Source organism: Methylobacterium sp. E-065 (genome assembly GCF_022829605.1).
Lineage (GTDB): Bacteria > Pseudomonadota > Alphaproteobacteria > Rhizobiales > Beijerinckiaceae > Methylobacterium.
Genome location: NZ_JAKSYD010000141.1, coordinates 1 through 13,394, shown reverse-complemented (window position 1 = coordinate 13,394; position 13,394 = coordinate 1). Strand labels below are relative to the sequence as shown.

The following is a 13,394-nucleotide window of genomic DNA, read 5'->3' as shown; positions in this document are numbered from 1 at the left end:
TCCAGGCGAACCGGACCCTGTTCGCCGCCGACCGGGTGGAGCTGGTGATCGGCGGCTGAGGGCCGAAGCGTCTCAATCGAGCGGATGGGTTTCCAAAGGGCGTGGCCCTTTGGTGGGGTCAACATCGGCAGCCGTCAAGCCGATCAGCGGATCGCCCATCTGTTCTGCGAGTTGCTGCAACGCCTGGAAGCCGTGGGGCGTGTCACCGACAACAGCTACGCGTTCCCGTTCACCCAGACCGATGTCGCCGACACGATGGGCCTGTCGGACGCGCAGGTCAGCCGCACGCTGCGGGCGTTGCGGGGGCTCAACCTCATCACGCTGAAGCACCGGGTCCTGACGATCCTCGATGTCGAGCAGCTCAAGGCGTACTGCGGGTTCAATCCCAATTACCTCCACCTCAAGAACGCGCGCTGGAGTGGCCACCGGCAGGTGCCGTGGCTGAGCAGCGTCCAGGGTGGGTAGCGGTGGCGGCTCAGGACAACGTCGAGCCCCTGGTCGTCCTCCAGCCCATCTCCGTCGACACGCGCAGCCCGGATCAGACCGGCATGCTGGTGCTGGTCAACGGGCTACTCGTGGCGGTGCTCGTCCGTTTGGACGCGCCGGAGCACGAGCGGCCTGGGGCTTGGTTCATGGAGGTCGGATTAGGGCGGCTCGCCGGTGTGCGCGCGCCGACGTTCGACACCCTTGAAGAGGCAACGCGTTGGATGCGGCGGCGCGTGCGAGGGTATGCGTGCTGAGAAGCCGTGGGACAGGCTCAGCGATCGGCGATTACGCCGTTCGCGTATACGCGCCTTCCGCAGCCGGACCGCAGATTAAGCTTCGCCGGAGACGCTACTTATGTTGGTAGTGATCTCATGATCCCGTCTTATGGTGGCTTTATCGCGGTCCTACCCTCCGGCATTCCGCGCTTGTGAGACCCTGTGTGCTCCCGCCCATCTCGTGCGGAGAGACCATGCCTCGCTACTTCTTCGACATCCACGACGGCCGCATTGACCGCGATGAGGATGGCATCGAATGCGCCGACCTCCAGGCTGCCGTGCTGCAAGCCAAGAAGGCGGTTTCATCGATCGCCGCCACTGAGGTGCCAAAGGACGGCGAGCGCCACACCTTTACAGTGCTGGTGACCGACGAGACAGGCCAAGCCGTCTACTTGGCGGCTATGACATACACGGGGACATGGTTGAGCCGATAGCGCCGTCTTCAGGATCAGCTTGCTCGCATCAAGCCCGCGCCTCCTCCGAACAGGTGAGGCGACTCTTTGTCGTGACGGGTACAGCCGTCTCGGGGGCTTCGCAGAGGATGTTCCGATGCGCTTCTTTCTGATGTCCGTCCTGCTCTTCACCTCGATCAGCGCACCGCGGGCCGATGATCTGGCGGACTTGCCGAACCTGGCTTGCACCCTCGCTTTGACATCGCTGGAGCGACAGCACATCGGTTGCCCGAGCGACACCACAGTGATCGTTGCTCAGCCGATTGATGAGCAGGTGCGGTTCGCACAGCCGGACGACAACGCACCGAACGATTGACCGATCTACGTTGGGGGCCCGAGGTGATGTTCAAGGATAGCTGAGCACTATTACCTATCCTGCGGGTCGAGGATGATAGCCCCACAGCATCATCGGCACCTGAGTGCTATCCTGCATTCTCAAGCGTGTACTGCAGGCCCAACCACCCCTCTACCATCGCAGGCAGAAAGCGAGCTTTCTTCTTCACTGGCTGCGCTGGGCTTCGCACTGCATCCAATCTGTTTGCCACCTCGCCCAAGCCAAGCAGATCTGCCTGACGTCCGATAGCAAGCGCGCCTTCGAGGACTTTCAGCCCTTGGTCGAAGCGAGAACCGCGCACGAACGACAGATCGTGATCAAGGCGCGTGCTAATGTAGTAGGTCCGCTCGCGTTCAATCTTTGGCGTGTCCGAGCAGGCAAGCCGCGTCACGAACGGCATCAGGCGCTGCCGCTCCGTGTCCGTTGCCTCGTCGTTCAACTGCATGGCGAGCTGACAGATCGGGCGCGAGAAGCATCTCGGCATGTGGCTGATCGAGCTGACGGACTGATACGGGAAGCCGCATGCCACGACCGCCGCTTCGTTGATGCAGGTACCGCCATCTGGGCCTGGGAAGCTGTGCGAGCCGCGGAGAAGCTTCCAGCCCAAAATGTGATCAAAGTCGCTCATGGTGGCCAACTCTGTAACCGCCCCCGACCCGAGTTTTTACTCGCAAACTTGCGCAGTCAATATTCAAATGTTTATCAATCAGATAAATGCAATCTTCACAGCAGAATAAACCAACTTATGTTTCACGCCATCTAACATGAGCTGTTCGCAGACAAAACTTTATGATCCGCTGCGGCGTTCATCGGGCATGCTGCGCTATTTTTTCCATATCCAGCATCGGTCGGGCCTTACGGGCTGACAGTAGCCCCGGAAGGCGACGACCTGCCGGACGTGAACGCCGCACGTTAGCACGTGCTGTCCCATGCGCGCGACATGATCGCCCGGACGCGCATCGACATCGTCCGCGACTAGATGGTGTGCTCGTTCGAGATCATGGACGAGACCGGACAGCGCGCGCTCACGATGCCGTTCAGCGACATGATCTAGGCGCGCAGTACCCGGCCCTCGACGACGTAAGCGGTGGGCAATGCCCTCCGCCAGCGTTGGACTCGCACGTGTACGAGGGGCCGCTCGGGCAACAGGCCGAGGGAGGTGCGGTCCTGCGCACAGCCGACGATCAGAACGTGGCTTACGTCGAGCACGCAATCCGGACCCATCGTGTCGGCATTCTGAAGCAGCGCGCCATCCTGGGCGCTGCGGGTATTGAGATCGAATGACGACCACGCCGCCCTTCATCGTGAAGACGAAAAGGCCCCGCGGTACCGTGACCTACAACTGCCCAACGCCGGAATGGGCGCTCAAGAAGCTGCGCGACTTCCAGGAAGTGGGCTACGAGAATATCAGCGTCACCGGGCCGGGCGGACAACCGCTGACCGAGGCCGACCTTGTCACGATGATCGGAGGAGGGGCGGAAGCCGCGCCCGTCGCGAACCGGGTCACGACCGCCGCTCTGCCGTAGTCTCGATCTGGTCCCACGCGTCGCACCTGCCTCGGCAAGGCATGGTTAGGCATCGGCCTCGATCTCGGCCAGCTTAGCCGATACCTCGCACACCACGCCTTCCGGTGGGTAGCTCAACGCAACCTCTCCGCCGATTGAGCCCGCCAAGCCACGTTCGATCAGGCGCGACCCGAACCCGCGCCGTTGCGGCGGAGTGACTGGCGGTCCTCCGTGCTCGCTCCACCGGAGGTGCAAGGTCGCTCTCATATCTGTGGGCTCGATGCTCCAGCGTACCTGCACGTAACCGTCCGCAGTGGAAAGCGCGCCATACTTGACGGCGTTGGTGGCGAGTTCGTGGATTACCAGTGCCAGCGACAGGGCAGCCTTGGACCCAACCTTCACCGCGGGGCCTTCAAGCTGCAGCCGTCCAACCTGAGCATCGTCATGGATTGCCAGGGCCTCACGGAGTACCTCGGCAAGGTCTGCGCTCGCCCCCGTCTGATCGAGCAGCATGTCATGCGCTCGGCCCAACGCGATCAAGCGCGCCGACAATGTGTTCTGCGCCGCGTCCAGATCGACCGCGTTGCGCATGGTCTGCGTGGCAATGGCCTGCACCATCGCCAGCGTGTTCTTCATGCGGTGGCTGAGTTCGCTGTTGAGGGTGCTCTGCTGCTCTTCAGCTCGTAGGCGTGCCACGCCCGCCAGAACCCGATCGGCGACGTTGCGGACGAAGACCACTTCCTCCGGAGACCAATCCCGCGGTTTGATGTCGTGGACGTAGAGCATGGCAACCGTCCGGCCGTGCTCCTGGATCGGCACGTTCAGCAGGGCCTGGATGTTGAACCTGCGAAAGGTTCGGGCGTCGTCGGCAGTGAGCGGATCGTCAGTCACGTCCCCGATCACGAGCGTCTCGCCACGAGCGACCACCGGGCCAAGAGATCCGTAATCGGCGAAGCGGTGCCGCCCCAGGAGGGTTCGGGCGCCGGGTGGCGACCAATCCGCCAAGATCTCAATGACCGCTCCCGTGGTATCGAGTTCTCCATACCCGGCGCGACTAGCCTCCAGGGTTCGACCGACGATCTCGGAGGCGGCGGCGCTCATCTGCGGGATTGTCGAGAGGTCGCGCAGATGGTCGCCGATCTCGGTCAAGGCCACCTGACGCGCGAAGGCGTTGGACAGGCGGTCCTCGCTGATCCGCAGTCGCACAAGTTGGCGCCGCTCGTTCAGCAAGGCCATGACGTGGCGGGCGAGCCGCCGGAGGTTGTCGGCCTGTTCGCTAGTGAGCCCGCCCGGCCGGGGCGTGGTATCGATCACGCATAGGCTGCCGAGCGCATGCCCCTCCGGCGAGCGCAGCGGTACACCAGCATAGAACCGAATGCAGGGATCGCCCGTGACCAGGGGATTGGTTCGGGTGCGCGGGTCGGCCGTAAGATCCGGAATGATGAGCAAGTCTGGTGCGGTCAGCGCGTAGGCGCAGACGGAAGAATTGAGGTCCGTTTCGCGTGCGGGAAAACCGACGCGGGCCTTGAACCACTGCCGGTCGGCCGCCACCAAGCTCACCAGCGCCACCGGGGTGGCGCACACTGAGGCGGCCAATTGTACGATGTCGTCGAAGCCCTGTTCGGGCACGGTATCGAGGATGCCGTAGGCTTCGAGCACGGCGAGACGAGCCGGATCAGTGGCTTGCGGCGTCATGTGGTTCACCATCGAGGCGGACATCGTAGGGGCCAGACCTACCTCAGGGTGACGCTGTTCTATCGTGCCCACGCGCGCCCTTCAGTAATGCACATTGCAAAGCCGCCTGCTTTGACTTCAAGAAGGACAGCAAGTGAGCTGCCGGCTCCAGACGCGGGCTAGCGGCACGGGTCCGCTGCTGGGCATCACGCTGTCGGGGTCGATCCTGGCAGCTTGCAAGCCGCCGGAGCTGGTGCCGCAGCGAGCCGCAATAGCGTAAGAAGCCGCCTTGTCTCCGCGAAGCTGACTTCGATGGCTGCTCGCTACTCGCGGATCGGGCTCATCAGATAGGCCGTGCGCGCCATCTCGACCGCAGCGTCCCGCGTCCGTGCTACTGTGGCCGGTGGAACAGGTCTGCGGCCGCGACCCAGAACTTCGGAGGAGGGCACACTCATCAGGAGCGTGCCGCTGCCATCGGTGATCTCGAACTTGTAGTGAGTCGGGTTCGCTTTCCTGCAGACGATGTCGTGGTCAGCCGTTTTTCATCCGAGTGCATCGGCATATTGGAGCGACGGACCATCAGATGCGCATCCCATCGTCCTTCGGTGGCTTCCCGCAGCGGAAGCGCTCAACCCGCCAATCTGCATGAGAACCCTGCCAATGGGCCATCTGAGGCTGGGCGACGGACATACATTGCTGAGGTGTTGTGACATCCTCATCGAAGGTGTGGACACGCGTAACGCAGTGGGTTGGGTTCGAAACCATGCACGTTATGAAATAAAGACCATAAAGCATCGTCCGAAATCCTCGGTTCGGCAAAGCCCCGTTGGGTTTGCTTGTTAGCTTAACTTACCTCATCACGCCGCAGGCACGCCGCGAAGCCGATGATCCTTCCGTAAAAAAGCCCTGTTACCCGAACCGGGCAACAGGGCCTGAGTGCGCTCGGGTCGGAAAGGACTGTGCGAGCGATGAAGGGGCAAGAAACGCTTACACAGCCGACTGCGCTCACGTCATCGCGGCAACAGCTATCCCCTCATGCCAGCAAACGAAAAGACCGGTCCGATCAAAAGACAAGTGTTGACGAAATTATGTTCTGATCCCCACTCATAATGAAGTCGGCGGGATCGGCACCTAATCACTGCCATTTATATAGCCGCGCTTGCGCCGTTCTATCGAAGCAGATTTTGATCATAAGCTAAGCATTGCGGATGCATGATCGTCTCTGAAATCTCTCATATGACAGAATGTCGCGGACATATCAGTCTATTGTAGGGGTCATCATCGGCCGATCCGACACAGGCGCCGGTGACTGGGAGAGCCGCGCGCTTCCGCCTGCAATGCTATGGTGGAACGATATGCATCCAGTCCCCGACCAGTCCGCCCTCGGCATGCTCATCCGCAAGCTGGAGAGCGTCGCCGCCCTCACCGACGAGGAGCGTCGGGCGATCAAGAGCCTGCCGGTGCGGATCCAGAACCTCGACGCCCGGCAGGACATCGTGCACGACGGCGACCAGCCCACGCACTGCTGCCTCATCCTCGATGGATGGGCCTGCCGGTACAAGATGCTCAGCGAGGGCAAGCGCCAGATCCTGTCATTCCACGTCCCCGGTGACGTCCTGGACCTGCAGAGCCTGCACATCCCCACCATGGATCACAGCCTCGCCACGCTGACCAAGGCTGTCGTCGCCTTCATCCCGCACGAGAGTCTGCGGGAACTGACAGCGCGCCATCCAGGCCTCGCGGCCGCCTTCTGGCGTGACACGCTGATCGACGCGGCGGTCTTCCGCGAATGGCTGATCAGCATGGGCCGCCGCTCGGCCTTCGAGCACGTAGCGCACCTGTTCTGCGAGCTGTACCTGAAGCTGCACGCGGTGGGCTTGGCTGGCGATCACCGCTGCCCAATGCCACTCACCCAGACCGATATTGCCGACGCGCTGGGTCTCACGCCCGTGCACATCAACCGCGTGCTGCAGGAGATGCGCGGCCGGACCCTGATCACCCTCCGGAGCCGGATGCTCGTGATCGAGGCGTGGGACGAACTTCTACGGGTCTCGGAGTTTAACCCAACGTACCTGCAATTGGAGAAGCGGGCCGCTGCATGACCCTACGCTTACAGCCTGTGCAGGTTGGGACGGGCAGCTACGATGTCGACGGCCATTTGGTCTTCGCCGATGGCTTCCTCGCGGCGGTGCTGGTGCAGCTCTCAGGGTTCCACGAGGATTTGGCCGGGATGTGGTTCCTGGAGGCAGGCTTCGGGCTGGTGAGCAGCGCGACCCAGCCCACCTTCACCGACCTCGACGAGGCACAGACCTGGATCGAGCAGCGGCTGGCACACGCGGCCTGAGCCTTAGGCTTTGCTCTGCCGTCCCCAGGCGCTTAGCCGGGCGGCCATATCATCACAGCTCGCTCGTCCTCACGCACTCCAGACCGCGGCTGCGGCGGATAATTCTGGAATGGGGTCGAGGCTGGTTCCAGGAGAGCCTGGGTGTGTCCCTGGCGCCCTCGTCGGCGGGTGTTTCATCCGGTTGAATGCTCGTTCGACTGTTTGAAACACACGCCGCTGGAGCCGCTGTGGCCGCCTTTGTCTCCTACCTGCGGGTCTCGACGGAGCGGCAGGGTCGGTCCGGCTTGGGACTGGAGGCGCAACGGCAGGCCGTGGCCGACTTCCTCGCGGGCGGCTCCTGGCGCCACGTGGCCGAGTTGGTTGAGGTCGAGAGTGGATCCCGGGAACCGCCCTCGCCTCTCGGAAGCCATGGCGCTTTGCCGGCTGCACGGGGCCACACTGGTCATCGCCAAGCTCGACCCGCTGTCGCGTGACGCGGCCTTTCTCCTGAACCTACAGAAAGCCGGCGTGCGGTTCGTGGCGGCCGACATGCCGGAGGCGAACGAGCTCGTGGTCGGCATCATGGCCGTGGTCGCTCAGGCCGAGCGCAAAATGATCTCGACCCGGACTAGGGCGGCGCTGGCGGCCGCGAAGGCCCGGGGCGTGCGACTAGGCAAGCCAGAGAACTTGTCGAACGGCGAGGTTGGGCAGGCGCGCAGCCGGGCACGCCAAGCGCAGCGGGCCGAGGAACAGTCCCTGGACCTCGCGCCGGTGATTGCCCGAGTGCGCGACGAGGGTGCGGTTTCGCTGCGTCAGATCACGGCGGCGCTGAATGCCAGGGTGATCCCAGCAGCCCGAGGTGGGACCTGGTCGGCTGCTCAGGTGCAGATAGTTCTGGCCGGGATCGAGGTCCACGGTTAAGCTCGCGTTAACTGCAATCTGCCCGTGTGATGGCGACCAGAAAGAAACTATCTTGCGGACAGATAGAGGCTATCAAGCGGACAGGTTGCTGCATGGCGAAGTTGATCGGGCTGGCATCGACGAAGGGCGGCGTTGGGAAGACGTCGATCGCCCTGAACCTCGCAGCCGTACTGGCGCGGGGCGGTGCGAAGGTCGTAGTCCTGGACGCCGATCCGGCTGGCCACGCCGTCGCGGTCGGTGAGATGGGCCTGCTGCCCTTCCCGGTCACGGCGCACCTGCTTGAGGAGGTCGAGGCCAAGGCGGTGGCAGCCTGGACCAAGGCCGTGCGGGCGCAGGATGCCGACTTCGTCGTGATTGACGCGCCCGGTGCGCTGGGCGCAGCCTTCGGCGCCGTGGTGGCGATTGTCGACTTGGCACTGATCCCCGTCGGCGCCTCCATGCTTGATATCCGCGGCGCAGCCGAGACGGTCGGGATCGTACGGCGTCACCGGAAGGCGGGCGGGCGAGGGCGGCCGGACATCCTCGTGGTCCCGTCGCGCGTCGATCGGCGAACAGGATCGGGTCGGGACGTCGTCGGCACACTGGCCGGCCTGACCGAGCCGGTGGCCCCACCGATTACCCTCAAGGCGATCGTGGCCGATGCCCTGTCCGCGGGTGAAGCCGTGCCGGCTGAGTCCCCGTCTGGTCTGGAGTTCGCGGCGCTGGCCGCCGCGGCTCGCGCTCGCCTGGAGTCGCTGTGATGGCCCCGAAGCCCCGCAATAAGGCTGCCATGGATGCCGAAGCGGTCGCCCGCATGATGGCCGCTCAGGATCAGGAGGAACAAGACGCGCCGGCTGAGCCTACGCCTCCGACACCACCCGAGCCGGTCGCAGCGGCCGCGCCCTCTCCGCCTGTCCAACCTGCCCCCGCTCAGGTCGCCCAGGCTGTTCATCCTCAGCCCGCGCCGCAGTCGCCGCCAGCCTTCGACCCGGGCAAGGTGGACGGCCGCACGCTTCGGCGGACCGGTCGGGAGCCGTTCGCTACAAGGATCAAGCCGGAAGCGCACGAGGCGTTACGCCGGATCGCCTACCATCGCCGGATCACCATCGCGGAGGCGCTGGAAATGGCAGTTGAGGCGTTCGATAGAGGCTAGAAATCATCCTACATGATAGGCGCCAGATAGTCGCAAGATTACAGTTCGATTGCTGCTTTAGCGCGCTTTTAAAAGGGATCATAGATTAGTTGGGCCGCCGTGACCCGCGGACGATGGTCGGCTACATCCGGCGGGCGAACGCCTTCAAGGGGCACTCGGGGAGCGGATTTCTGTAGGGGCGTAGCGAGGAGCTGCGGCTCTGATTACGAGCCTCACAGCCACAGCATCGCGACTGCCAAGAACGCGCTCTGGAACGCGAGCATCATGCCGACGAGGGCTCTGATCTCACGGTCGTGGAGCGCCGGATCCTCGCGCTCCTTCCCGGTCACGTCGGAGACGCCGTAGTGGCGCGGCCGGAGTAGGTGAACAGCATGCGCCCGGAGGCGTCGGTGACAGTGGCGACACGGGGACGATCGGGCTTACTCCCGTCCACCTCGTAAAACGCGATCGTGATAGCGTCCGCCTCGTCCTTCGCTTGATAGATCCGGGGCGCGCTCCGCGGCACCCCAACCTTGCTGATGCGATCGATCCTGACGCTGTAGGCCATGTCGGACGCCTCCAAACAGGAGGCCTGCGCTGGCGGCTCGGGAGGAGAAAATATCGCCAGCGCAGGCGGTGCCAAAGCCGTGGTCCTCGGCGTTGACGCGCTAACGTTGCACATGCTCAAGGTTATAGACTTTAAATTTGACGGATTTTCAAAATTAACTCAGAGAGTCTGTCTTATTTTGACAATCCGCATCTATGATAAACTGATGAGCTCAAAAAAGCTCTTGAATATATGCGACCATCAGATGCCGCGGCAGAGCAAAGATCCCGACTCGCCCTCATGGATTGATGAGCGGGCCGTGCTTATCGCCGCCTGTCTTGCCGGCCCCATCGTTGACACCGGAGTTGTAGGAATTGACCTCGTGGCGCTGGTCACGCGGCGGATCGGGATAGTCCGTGAGCGCGCGCCAGGGAGTGGCAGAGGTACCGAGGCGGACAGCGCTCGGAAGGCGGAACAGCCAGAACGCAAGCACCATCCACGGGACGACGAAGAACACGAAAGCAGCCAGACCCATGGCGATCCTCCCGGAGGTGCCTACTGGATCTATGGGGAGCAGTGGGCAGGTCGTTCCTAAGCCCGCTGATCTGTCTGTGCGCCGTCAAATGATTGAAGCAGAAACAGGATCGCCCGATGTTAGGCCTCTGCAGCTTCCTTCGCCTTCCGCGGCCGCCCAGCCCGCTTCGGCTTGTCGGAGACGGTCGCCGCTGGCTCGGCAGCCTTCGGAGCCGCCTTTCGGCGCTGCTGACCAAGCCCCGCATTCTTGGCGAGCGCGGAACGTTGAGCCGAATAGCTGGCGGCCGTCGAGGGGTAATCCCGCGGGAGACCGAAGCGCTCCCGGTATTGCTCGATCGTCATCCCAGCGCCATTCAGGTGCCGCTTCAGGGTCTTGTACGGCTTGCCATCGATGAAGCTGATCAGCGCGTCCGGCGTGATCGACTTGCGGATCTGGGCGGGGGTCTGCTTGTCGACTATAGGGGCAGCCGGAGCGGCACCCTGGCTGAGACCGGCCAGCGCGGTGTGAACGCCGGAGAGCAGGTCCGGCAGATCGCCGGGTCGGACGGAATTGTTCGACACGTAGGCTGAGACGATCTCCGTCGTCAGTTCGACGAAATCGAAGGCCTGAGCCTTGATGATCTCTGCGTTCTCGTCCACGGTGCACCTACCTGATTGAAGCAGGTTATCTGTGCCAGCGAAAACAAGAAATCAATGTATAGTGAGATGTTTTTCTCTACCTGCTGATTTCTAGCACGCCATAGATCGCATATCAGTGATGCCATCGCGTAGCACGTAGCCGCGGCCCCAGACCGTCTCGATATAGTTCTTGCCCTGGCTGGCGGTAGCGAGCTTCTTACGCAGCTTGCAGACGAACACGTCGATGATCTTCAGCTCGGGCTCGTCCAAGCCGCCGTAAAGGTGGTTGAGGAACATCTCCTTCGTGATCGTCGAACCCTTCCGGAGCGCGAGGAGCTCCAGCATCTGGTACTCCTTCGTTGTCACGGGGATGCGCTTGCCCTCGATCGAGGCCATCTTCGCGTCGAGGTCGATCACGAGGTCGTCGATCGTGATGGTCGACTGGGCGTGGCCCTTCGAGCGGCGCACGATGGCGTGGATCCGCGCCACCAGCTCGTCCTTGTGGAACGGCTTAGTGAGGTAGTCGTCCGCCCCGAAGCCGAGGCCCTTCACCTTGTCCTCAATGCCGGCCATGCTGGAGAGGATCAGGATCGGCGTCTTCACCTTCGCCACACGGAGGTTGCGCAGCACCTCGTAGCCCGACATGTCGGGCAGGTTCAGATCGAGGAGGATGATGTCGTAATCGTACAGCTTGCCGAGGTCGACGCCCTCTTCCCCCAGGTCGGTGGTGAAGGTGTTGAAGTTCTCGGATTTGAGCATCAACTCGATGCTCTGAGTGTCAAAAGGCGTTGGAACGGGACCCCGGATCGGCGTGCAATTGGGACCCCTTCGCAAGCTGGGTGCGGTGCGGTTGAGCTGATCCGACGTCCGGCTTTCGCGGCGTAGGCGCTGGCCTCAGACGCGGTTCTTGAAGCGCCAGCTCTCGTTGCCGGTCTCGACGATCTCACAGTGATGGGTGAGCCGGTCGAGCAGCGCCGTGGTCATCTTGGCGTCGCTGGCGAACACGCTCGGCCACTCGCCGAAGGCGAGATTGGTGGTCACCACGATCGAGGTGGTCTCGTACAGCTTGCTGATCAGATGGAACAGCAATTGGCCGCCTGACTGCGCAAACGGCAGGTAGCCGAGTTCGTCCAGCACCACGAAGTCGAGCCGCATGAGATGGTCGGCGATGCGGCCCTGCCGGCCGGCACGCGCCTCGGCTTCGAGCCGGTTGACGAGGTCGACCACGTTGTAGAACCGACCTCGCTTCCCGTCCCGGATACACGCTCGCACGATGGCGATGGCGAGGTGCGTCTTGCCGGTGCCGGTACCGCCGACCAGCACGACGTTGCGCTGATGGGCTATGAACTCGCCGCCAGCGAGGTCGCGCACCAGCCCCTCGTTGATCGGCGTATCGGTGAAGGCGAACTCGGCGATGTCCTTGGCCAGGGGCAGCTTGGCGATCGTCATCTGGTAGCGGATCGAGCGCGCCTGCTTCTCGCTGATCTCGGCCTGGAGCAGGTCGCCGACGACCTGCTGCGGCTCGTGGGTGCGCTTGAGCGCGACCTTGATGATCTCGTCGTAGGCCGCCTTCATCCCGAACAGCTTCAGTTCGCCCATGGTGGCGAGGATGTCCTGACGTTCCATCATGGGGCTCTCCTCAGGCTGTCGTAGCGGGCACAGTCGGCGACCGGCTCATGGCGCAGCCGCAGGCTCTCAGGCGTCAGGATGGTGACCGGGGCGGCGGGCTCGCGCTGACGGGCGAGGATGTTGAGGACGACGTCGGCCGAGTGCACACCCTCACGCAGCGCCTCGGCGCAGGCGGCCTCGACCGCGCTCAGCCCGTCGCGCAGCACGGCGGTGAGGATCTCGACCATCTGCCGGTCGCCGTCGGCAGAGCCGGCGAACTTGCGTCGGATCCGGTCGAGGGCAGCCGGCAGCACCCAGCCCTTGAACGGCGCGCCGTTCCTGAGCGCACCGGGCTTGCGGGCAAGCACGGGGACGTAGTGCCAGGGATCGAACACCGTCTGGTTGCGACCGAAGCCGCGGGCATGCTCGCCGACGATGCGCCCGTCCTGGCGGATCTCGACGCGCTCGGCGTAGGCCCGCACCTCGACCGGTCGCCCGAGGGCGGAGGCTGTGACCGAGTACCGGTTATTGTCGAAGCGAACCAAGCAGGTCGAGGACACGGCCGCCGGCACGGCGTGGAAGCCGTCGAAGCGGCCGGCATAGGGCAGTAGAGCCGCCCGCTCGGCCTCGAAGGCCTGCCACACGGTTCGGTCCGGCTGGCTGGGATGTGGGTGGGCCTTGGCGTAGGCTCACCACCCGTCCAGCACCACGAAGTCGAGCCGCATGAGATGGTCAGCGATGCGGCTCTGCCGGCCGGCACGCGCCTCGGCTTCGAGCCGGTTGACGAGGTCGACCACGTTGTAGAACCGGCCGCGCTTCCCGTCCCGGATACACGCTCGTACGATGGCGATGGCTAGGTGCGTCTTGCCGGTGCCAGTGCCGCCGACCAGCACGACGTTGCGCTGGTGGGCCAGGAACTCGCCACCAGCGAGGTCGCGCACCAGCCCCTCGTTGATCGGCGTATCGGTGAAGGCGAACTCGGCGATGTCCTTGGCCAGGGGCAGCT

The 13,394-nt window shown here is 63.6% G+C and carries 17 protein-coding genes and 3 pseudogenes; 11 read left to right on the top strand and 9 right to left on the bottom strand.

The window, feature by feature from the left end; all coding sequences use genetic code 11:
• Positions 1 to 84 precede the first annotated feature (84 nt).
• The 4 genes from MKK84_RS19050 (at position 85) to MKK84_RS19035 (ending at position 1,529) form a co-directional block, all read left to right on the top strand.
• Positions 85 to 465, top strand: coding sequence for a Crp/Fnr family transcriptional regulator (locus MKK84_RS19050; protein ID WP_243922458.1), 381 nt, complete (start codon positions 85 to 87; stop codon positions 463 to 465).
• Between the two features lie 2 nt (positions 466 to 467).
• A complete protein-coding gene (locus MKK84_RS19045) occupies positions 468 to 740 on the top strand; it encodes a hypothetical protein (RefSeq protein ID WP_243922457.1) in 273 nt (90 codons plus the stop codon).
• 215 nt (positions 741 to 955) lie between these two features.
• Entirely contained in the window at positions 956 to 1,195 is a 240-nt protein-coding gene (locus MKK84_RS19040) for a DUF6894 family protein (protein ID WP_243922455.1), read from the top strand.
• 115 nt (positions 1,196 to 1,310) lie between these two features.
• Entirely contained in the window at positions 1,311 to 1,529 is a 219-nt protein-coding gene (locus tag MKK84_RS19035) for a hypothetical protein (protein ID WP_243922453.1), read from the top strand.
• A 106-nt stretch (positions 1,530 to 1,635) separates the two neighbouring features.
• Here the strand turns inward: MKK84_RS19035 and MKK84_RS19030 are convergent, their stop codons facing one another.
• The gene (locus MKK84_RS19030) at positions 1,636 to 2,175 is read right to left on the bottom strand and encodes a hypothetical protein (protein ID WP_243922451.1); all 540 of its coding nucleotides are present in this window, start codon (positions 2,173 to 2,175) and stop codon (positions 1,636 to 1,638) included.
• Positions 2,176 to 2,669: 494 nt separating this feature from the next.
• On the opposite strand from MKK84_RS19030, the gene MKK84_RS19025 reads away from it, so the two are divergent.
• Together MKK84_RS19025 and MKK84_RS19020 are read left to right on the top strand one after the other, a co-directional pair.
• Positions 2,670 to 2,831, top strand: coding sequence for a hypothetical protein (locus MKK84_RS19025; RefSeq protein ID WP_243922449.1), 162 nt, complete (start codon positions 2,670 to 2,672; stop codon positions 2,829 to 2,831).
• Positions 2,828 to 3,073, top strand: a complete 246-nt coding sequence (locus MKK84_RS19020) for a hypothetical protein (RefSeq protein WP_243922447.1) — start codon at positions 2,828 to 2,830, stop codon at positions 3,071 to 3,073. Before MKK84_RS19025 ends, MKK84_RS19020 begins: the two co-directional genes overlap by 4 nt.
• A 45-nt stretch (positions 3,074 to 3,118) precedes the next feature.
• Here MKK84_RS19020 and MKK84_RS19015 read toward each other — a convergent pair whose 3' ends face one another.
• On the bottom strand, positions 3,119 to 4,747 hold the full coding sequence (locus MKK84_RS19015) for a GAF domain-containing protein (RefSeq protein WP_243922445.1): 1,629 nt from the start codon (positions 4,745 to 4,747) through the stop codon (positions 3,119 to 3,121).
• A 1,334-nt stretch (positions 4,748 to 6,081) separates the two neighbouring features.
• On the opposite strand from MKK84_RS19015, the gene MKK84_RS19010 reads away from it, so the two are divergent.
• The 5 genes and pseudogenes from MKK84_RS19010 to MKK84_RS18990 all read left to right on the top strand — a co-directional run bounded on the left by MKK84_RS19010 (position 6,082) and on the right by MKK84_RS18990 (position 9,102).
• Positions 6,082 to 6,828 carry a Crp/Fnr family transcriptional regulator gene (locus MKK84_RS19010; RefSeq protein WP_243922443.1) on the top strand — a complete coding sequence of 249 codons (747 nt, stop codon included), beginning with the start codon at positions 6,082 to 6,084 and terminating at the stop codon, positions 6,826 to 6,828.
• Entirely contained in the window at positions 6,825 to 7,070 is a 246-nt protein-coding gene (locus tag MKK84_RS19005) for a hypothetical protein (protein ID WP_243922442.1), read from the top strand. The genes MKK84_RS19010 and MKK84_RS19005 overlap by 4 nt, the downstream gene beginning before the upstream one ends.
• 185 nt (positions 7,071 to 7,255) lie before the next feature.
• Positions 7,256 to 7,970, top strand: a pseudogene (locus tag MKK84_RS19000) (recombinase family protein).
• A 92-nt stretch (positions 7,971 to 8,062) separates the two neighbouring features.
• A complete protein-coding gene (locus tag MKK84_RS18995; protein ID WP_243922440.1) occupies positions 8,063 to 8,710 on the top strand; it encodes a ParA family protein in 648 nt (215 codons plus the stop codon).
• Entirely contained in the window at positions 8,710 to 9,102 is a 393-nt protein-coding gene (locus MKK84_RS18990) for a hypothetical protein (RefSeq protein ID WP_243922438.1), read from the top strand. Before MKK84_RS18995 ends, MKK84_RS18990 begins: the two co-directional genes overlap by 1 nt.
• A gap of 325 nt (positions 9,103 to 9,427) precedes the next feature.
• Here MKK84_RS18990 and MKK84_RS18985 read toward each other — a convergent pair whose 3' ends face one another.
• The 7 genes and pseudogenes from MKK84_RS18985 to MKK84_RS18955 form a co-directional block, all read right to left on the bottom strand.
• A complete protein-coding gene (locus tag MKK84_RS18985; protein WP_243922437.1) occupies positions 9,428 to 9,649 on the bottom strand; it encodes a hypothetical protein in 222 nt (73 codons plus the stop codon).
• Positions 9,650 to 9,926: 277 nt separating this feature from the next.
• Positions 9,927 to 10,163, bottom strand: coding sequence for a hypothetical protein (locus MKK84_RS18980; protein WP_243922435.1), 237 nt, complete (start codon positions 10,161 to 10,163; stop codon positions 9,927 to 9,929).
• A 119-nt stretch (positions 10,164 to 10,282) separates the two neighbouring features.
• Positions 10,283 to 10,801, bottom strand: coding sequence for a MucR family transcriptional regulator (locus MKK84_RS18975; protein ID WP_243922433.1), 519 nt, complete (start codon positions 10,799 to 10,801; stop codon positions 10,283 to 10,285).
• Between the two features lie 90 nt (positions 10,802 to 10,891).
• Positions 10,892 to 11,587 carry a response regulator transcription factor CtrA gene (gene ctrA / locus MKK84_RS18970; RefSeq protein ID WP_313899353.1) on the bottom strand — a complete coding sequence of 232 codons (696 nt, stop codon included), beginning with the start codon at positions 11,585 to 11,587 and terminating at the stop codon, positions 10,892 to 10,894.
• A gap of 87 nt (positions 11,588 to 11,674) precedes the next feature.
• Positions 11,675 to 12,409 (bottom strand): IS21-like element helper ATPase IstB, encoded by a 735-nt coding sequence (istB, locus tag MKK84_RS18965; protein ID WP_279599608.1) that lies wholly within the window; start codon positions 12,407 to 12,409, stop codon positions 11,675 to 11,677.
• Between the two features lie 2 nt (positions 12,410 to 12,411).
• Positions 12,412 to 13,077: pseudogene (locus tag MKK84_RS18960) on the bottom strand (Mu transposase domain-containing protein); the annotation flags it as partial.
• Between the two features lie 9 nt (positions 13,078 to 13,086).
• A pseudogene (locus tag MKK84_RS18955) lies at positions 13,087 to 13,394 on the bottom strand (ATP-binding protein); the annotation flags it as partial.

Excerpts from the sequence above, each read along its gene's own strand:
- MKK84_RS19050 (WP_243922458.1), top strand. The coding sequence starts at position 85 with ATGGGTTTCCAAAGGGCGTGGCCCTTTGGTGGGGTCAACATCGGCAGC.
- MKK84_RS19040 (WP_243922455.1), top strand. The coding sequence starts at position 956 with ATGCCTCGCTACTTCTTCGACATCCACGACGGCCGCATTGACCGCGAT.
- MKK84_RS19035 (WP_243922453.1), top strand. The coding sequence starts at position 1,311 with ATGCGCTTCTTTCTGATGTCCGTCCTGCTCTTCACCTCGATCAGCGCA.
- MKK84_RS19030 (WP_243922451.1), bottom strand. The coding sequence starts at position 2,175 with ATGAGCGACTTTGATCACATTTTGGGCTGGAAGCTTCTCCGCGGCTCG.
- MKK84_RS19020 (WP_243922447.1), top strand. The coding sequence starts at position 2,828 with ATGACGACCACGCCGCCCTTCATCGTGAAGACGAAAAGGCCCCGCGGT.
- MKK84_RS19015 (WP_243922445.1), bottom strand. The coding sequence starts at position 4,747 with ATGACGCCGCAAGCCACTGATCCGGCTCGTCTCGCCGTGCTCGAAGCC.
- MKK84_RS19010 (WP_243922443.1), top strand. The coding sequence starts at position 6,082 with ATGCATCCAGTCCCCGACCAGTCCGCCCTCGGCATGCTCATCCGCAAG.
- MKK84_RS19005 (WP_243922442.1), top strand. The coding sequence starts at position 6,825 with ATGACCCTACGCTTACAGCCTGTGCAGGTTGGGACGGGCAGCTACGAT.
- MKK84_RS18995 (WP_243922440.1), top strand. The coding sequence starts at position 8,063 with ATGGCGAAGTTGATCGGGCTGGCATCGACGAAGGGCGGCGTTGGGAAG.
- MKK84_RS18990 (WP_243922438.1), top strand. The coding sequence starts at position 8,710 with ATGGCCCCGAAGCCCCGCAATAAGGCTGCCATGGATGCCGAAGCGGTC.
- MKK84_RS18985 (WP_243922437.1), bottom strand. The coding sequence starts at position 9,649 with ATGGCCTACAGCGTCAGGATCGATCGCATCAGCAAGGTTGGGGTGCCG.
- MKK84_RS18980 (WP_243922435.1), bottom strand. The coding sequence starts at position 10,163 with ATGGGTCTGGCTGCTTTCGTGTTCTTCGTCGTCCCGTGGATGGTGCTT.
- istB (WP_279599608.1), bottom strand. The coding sequence starts at position 12,409 with ATGATGGAACGTCAGGACATCCTCGCCACCATGGGCGAACTGAAGCTG.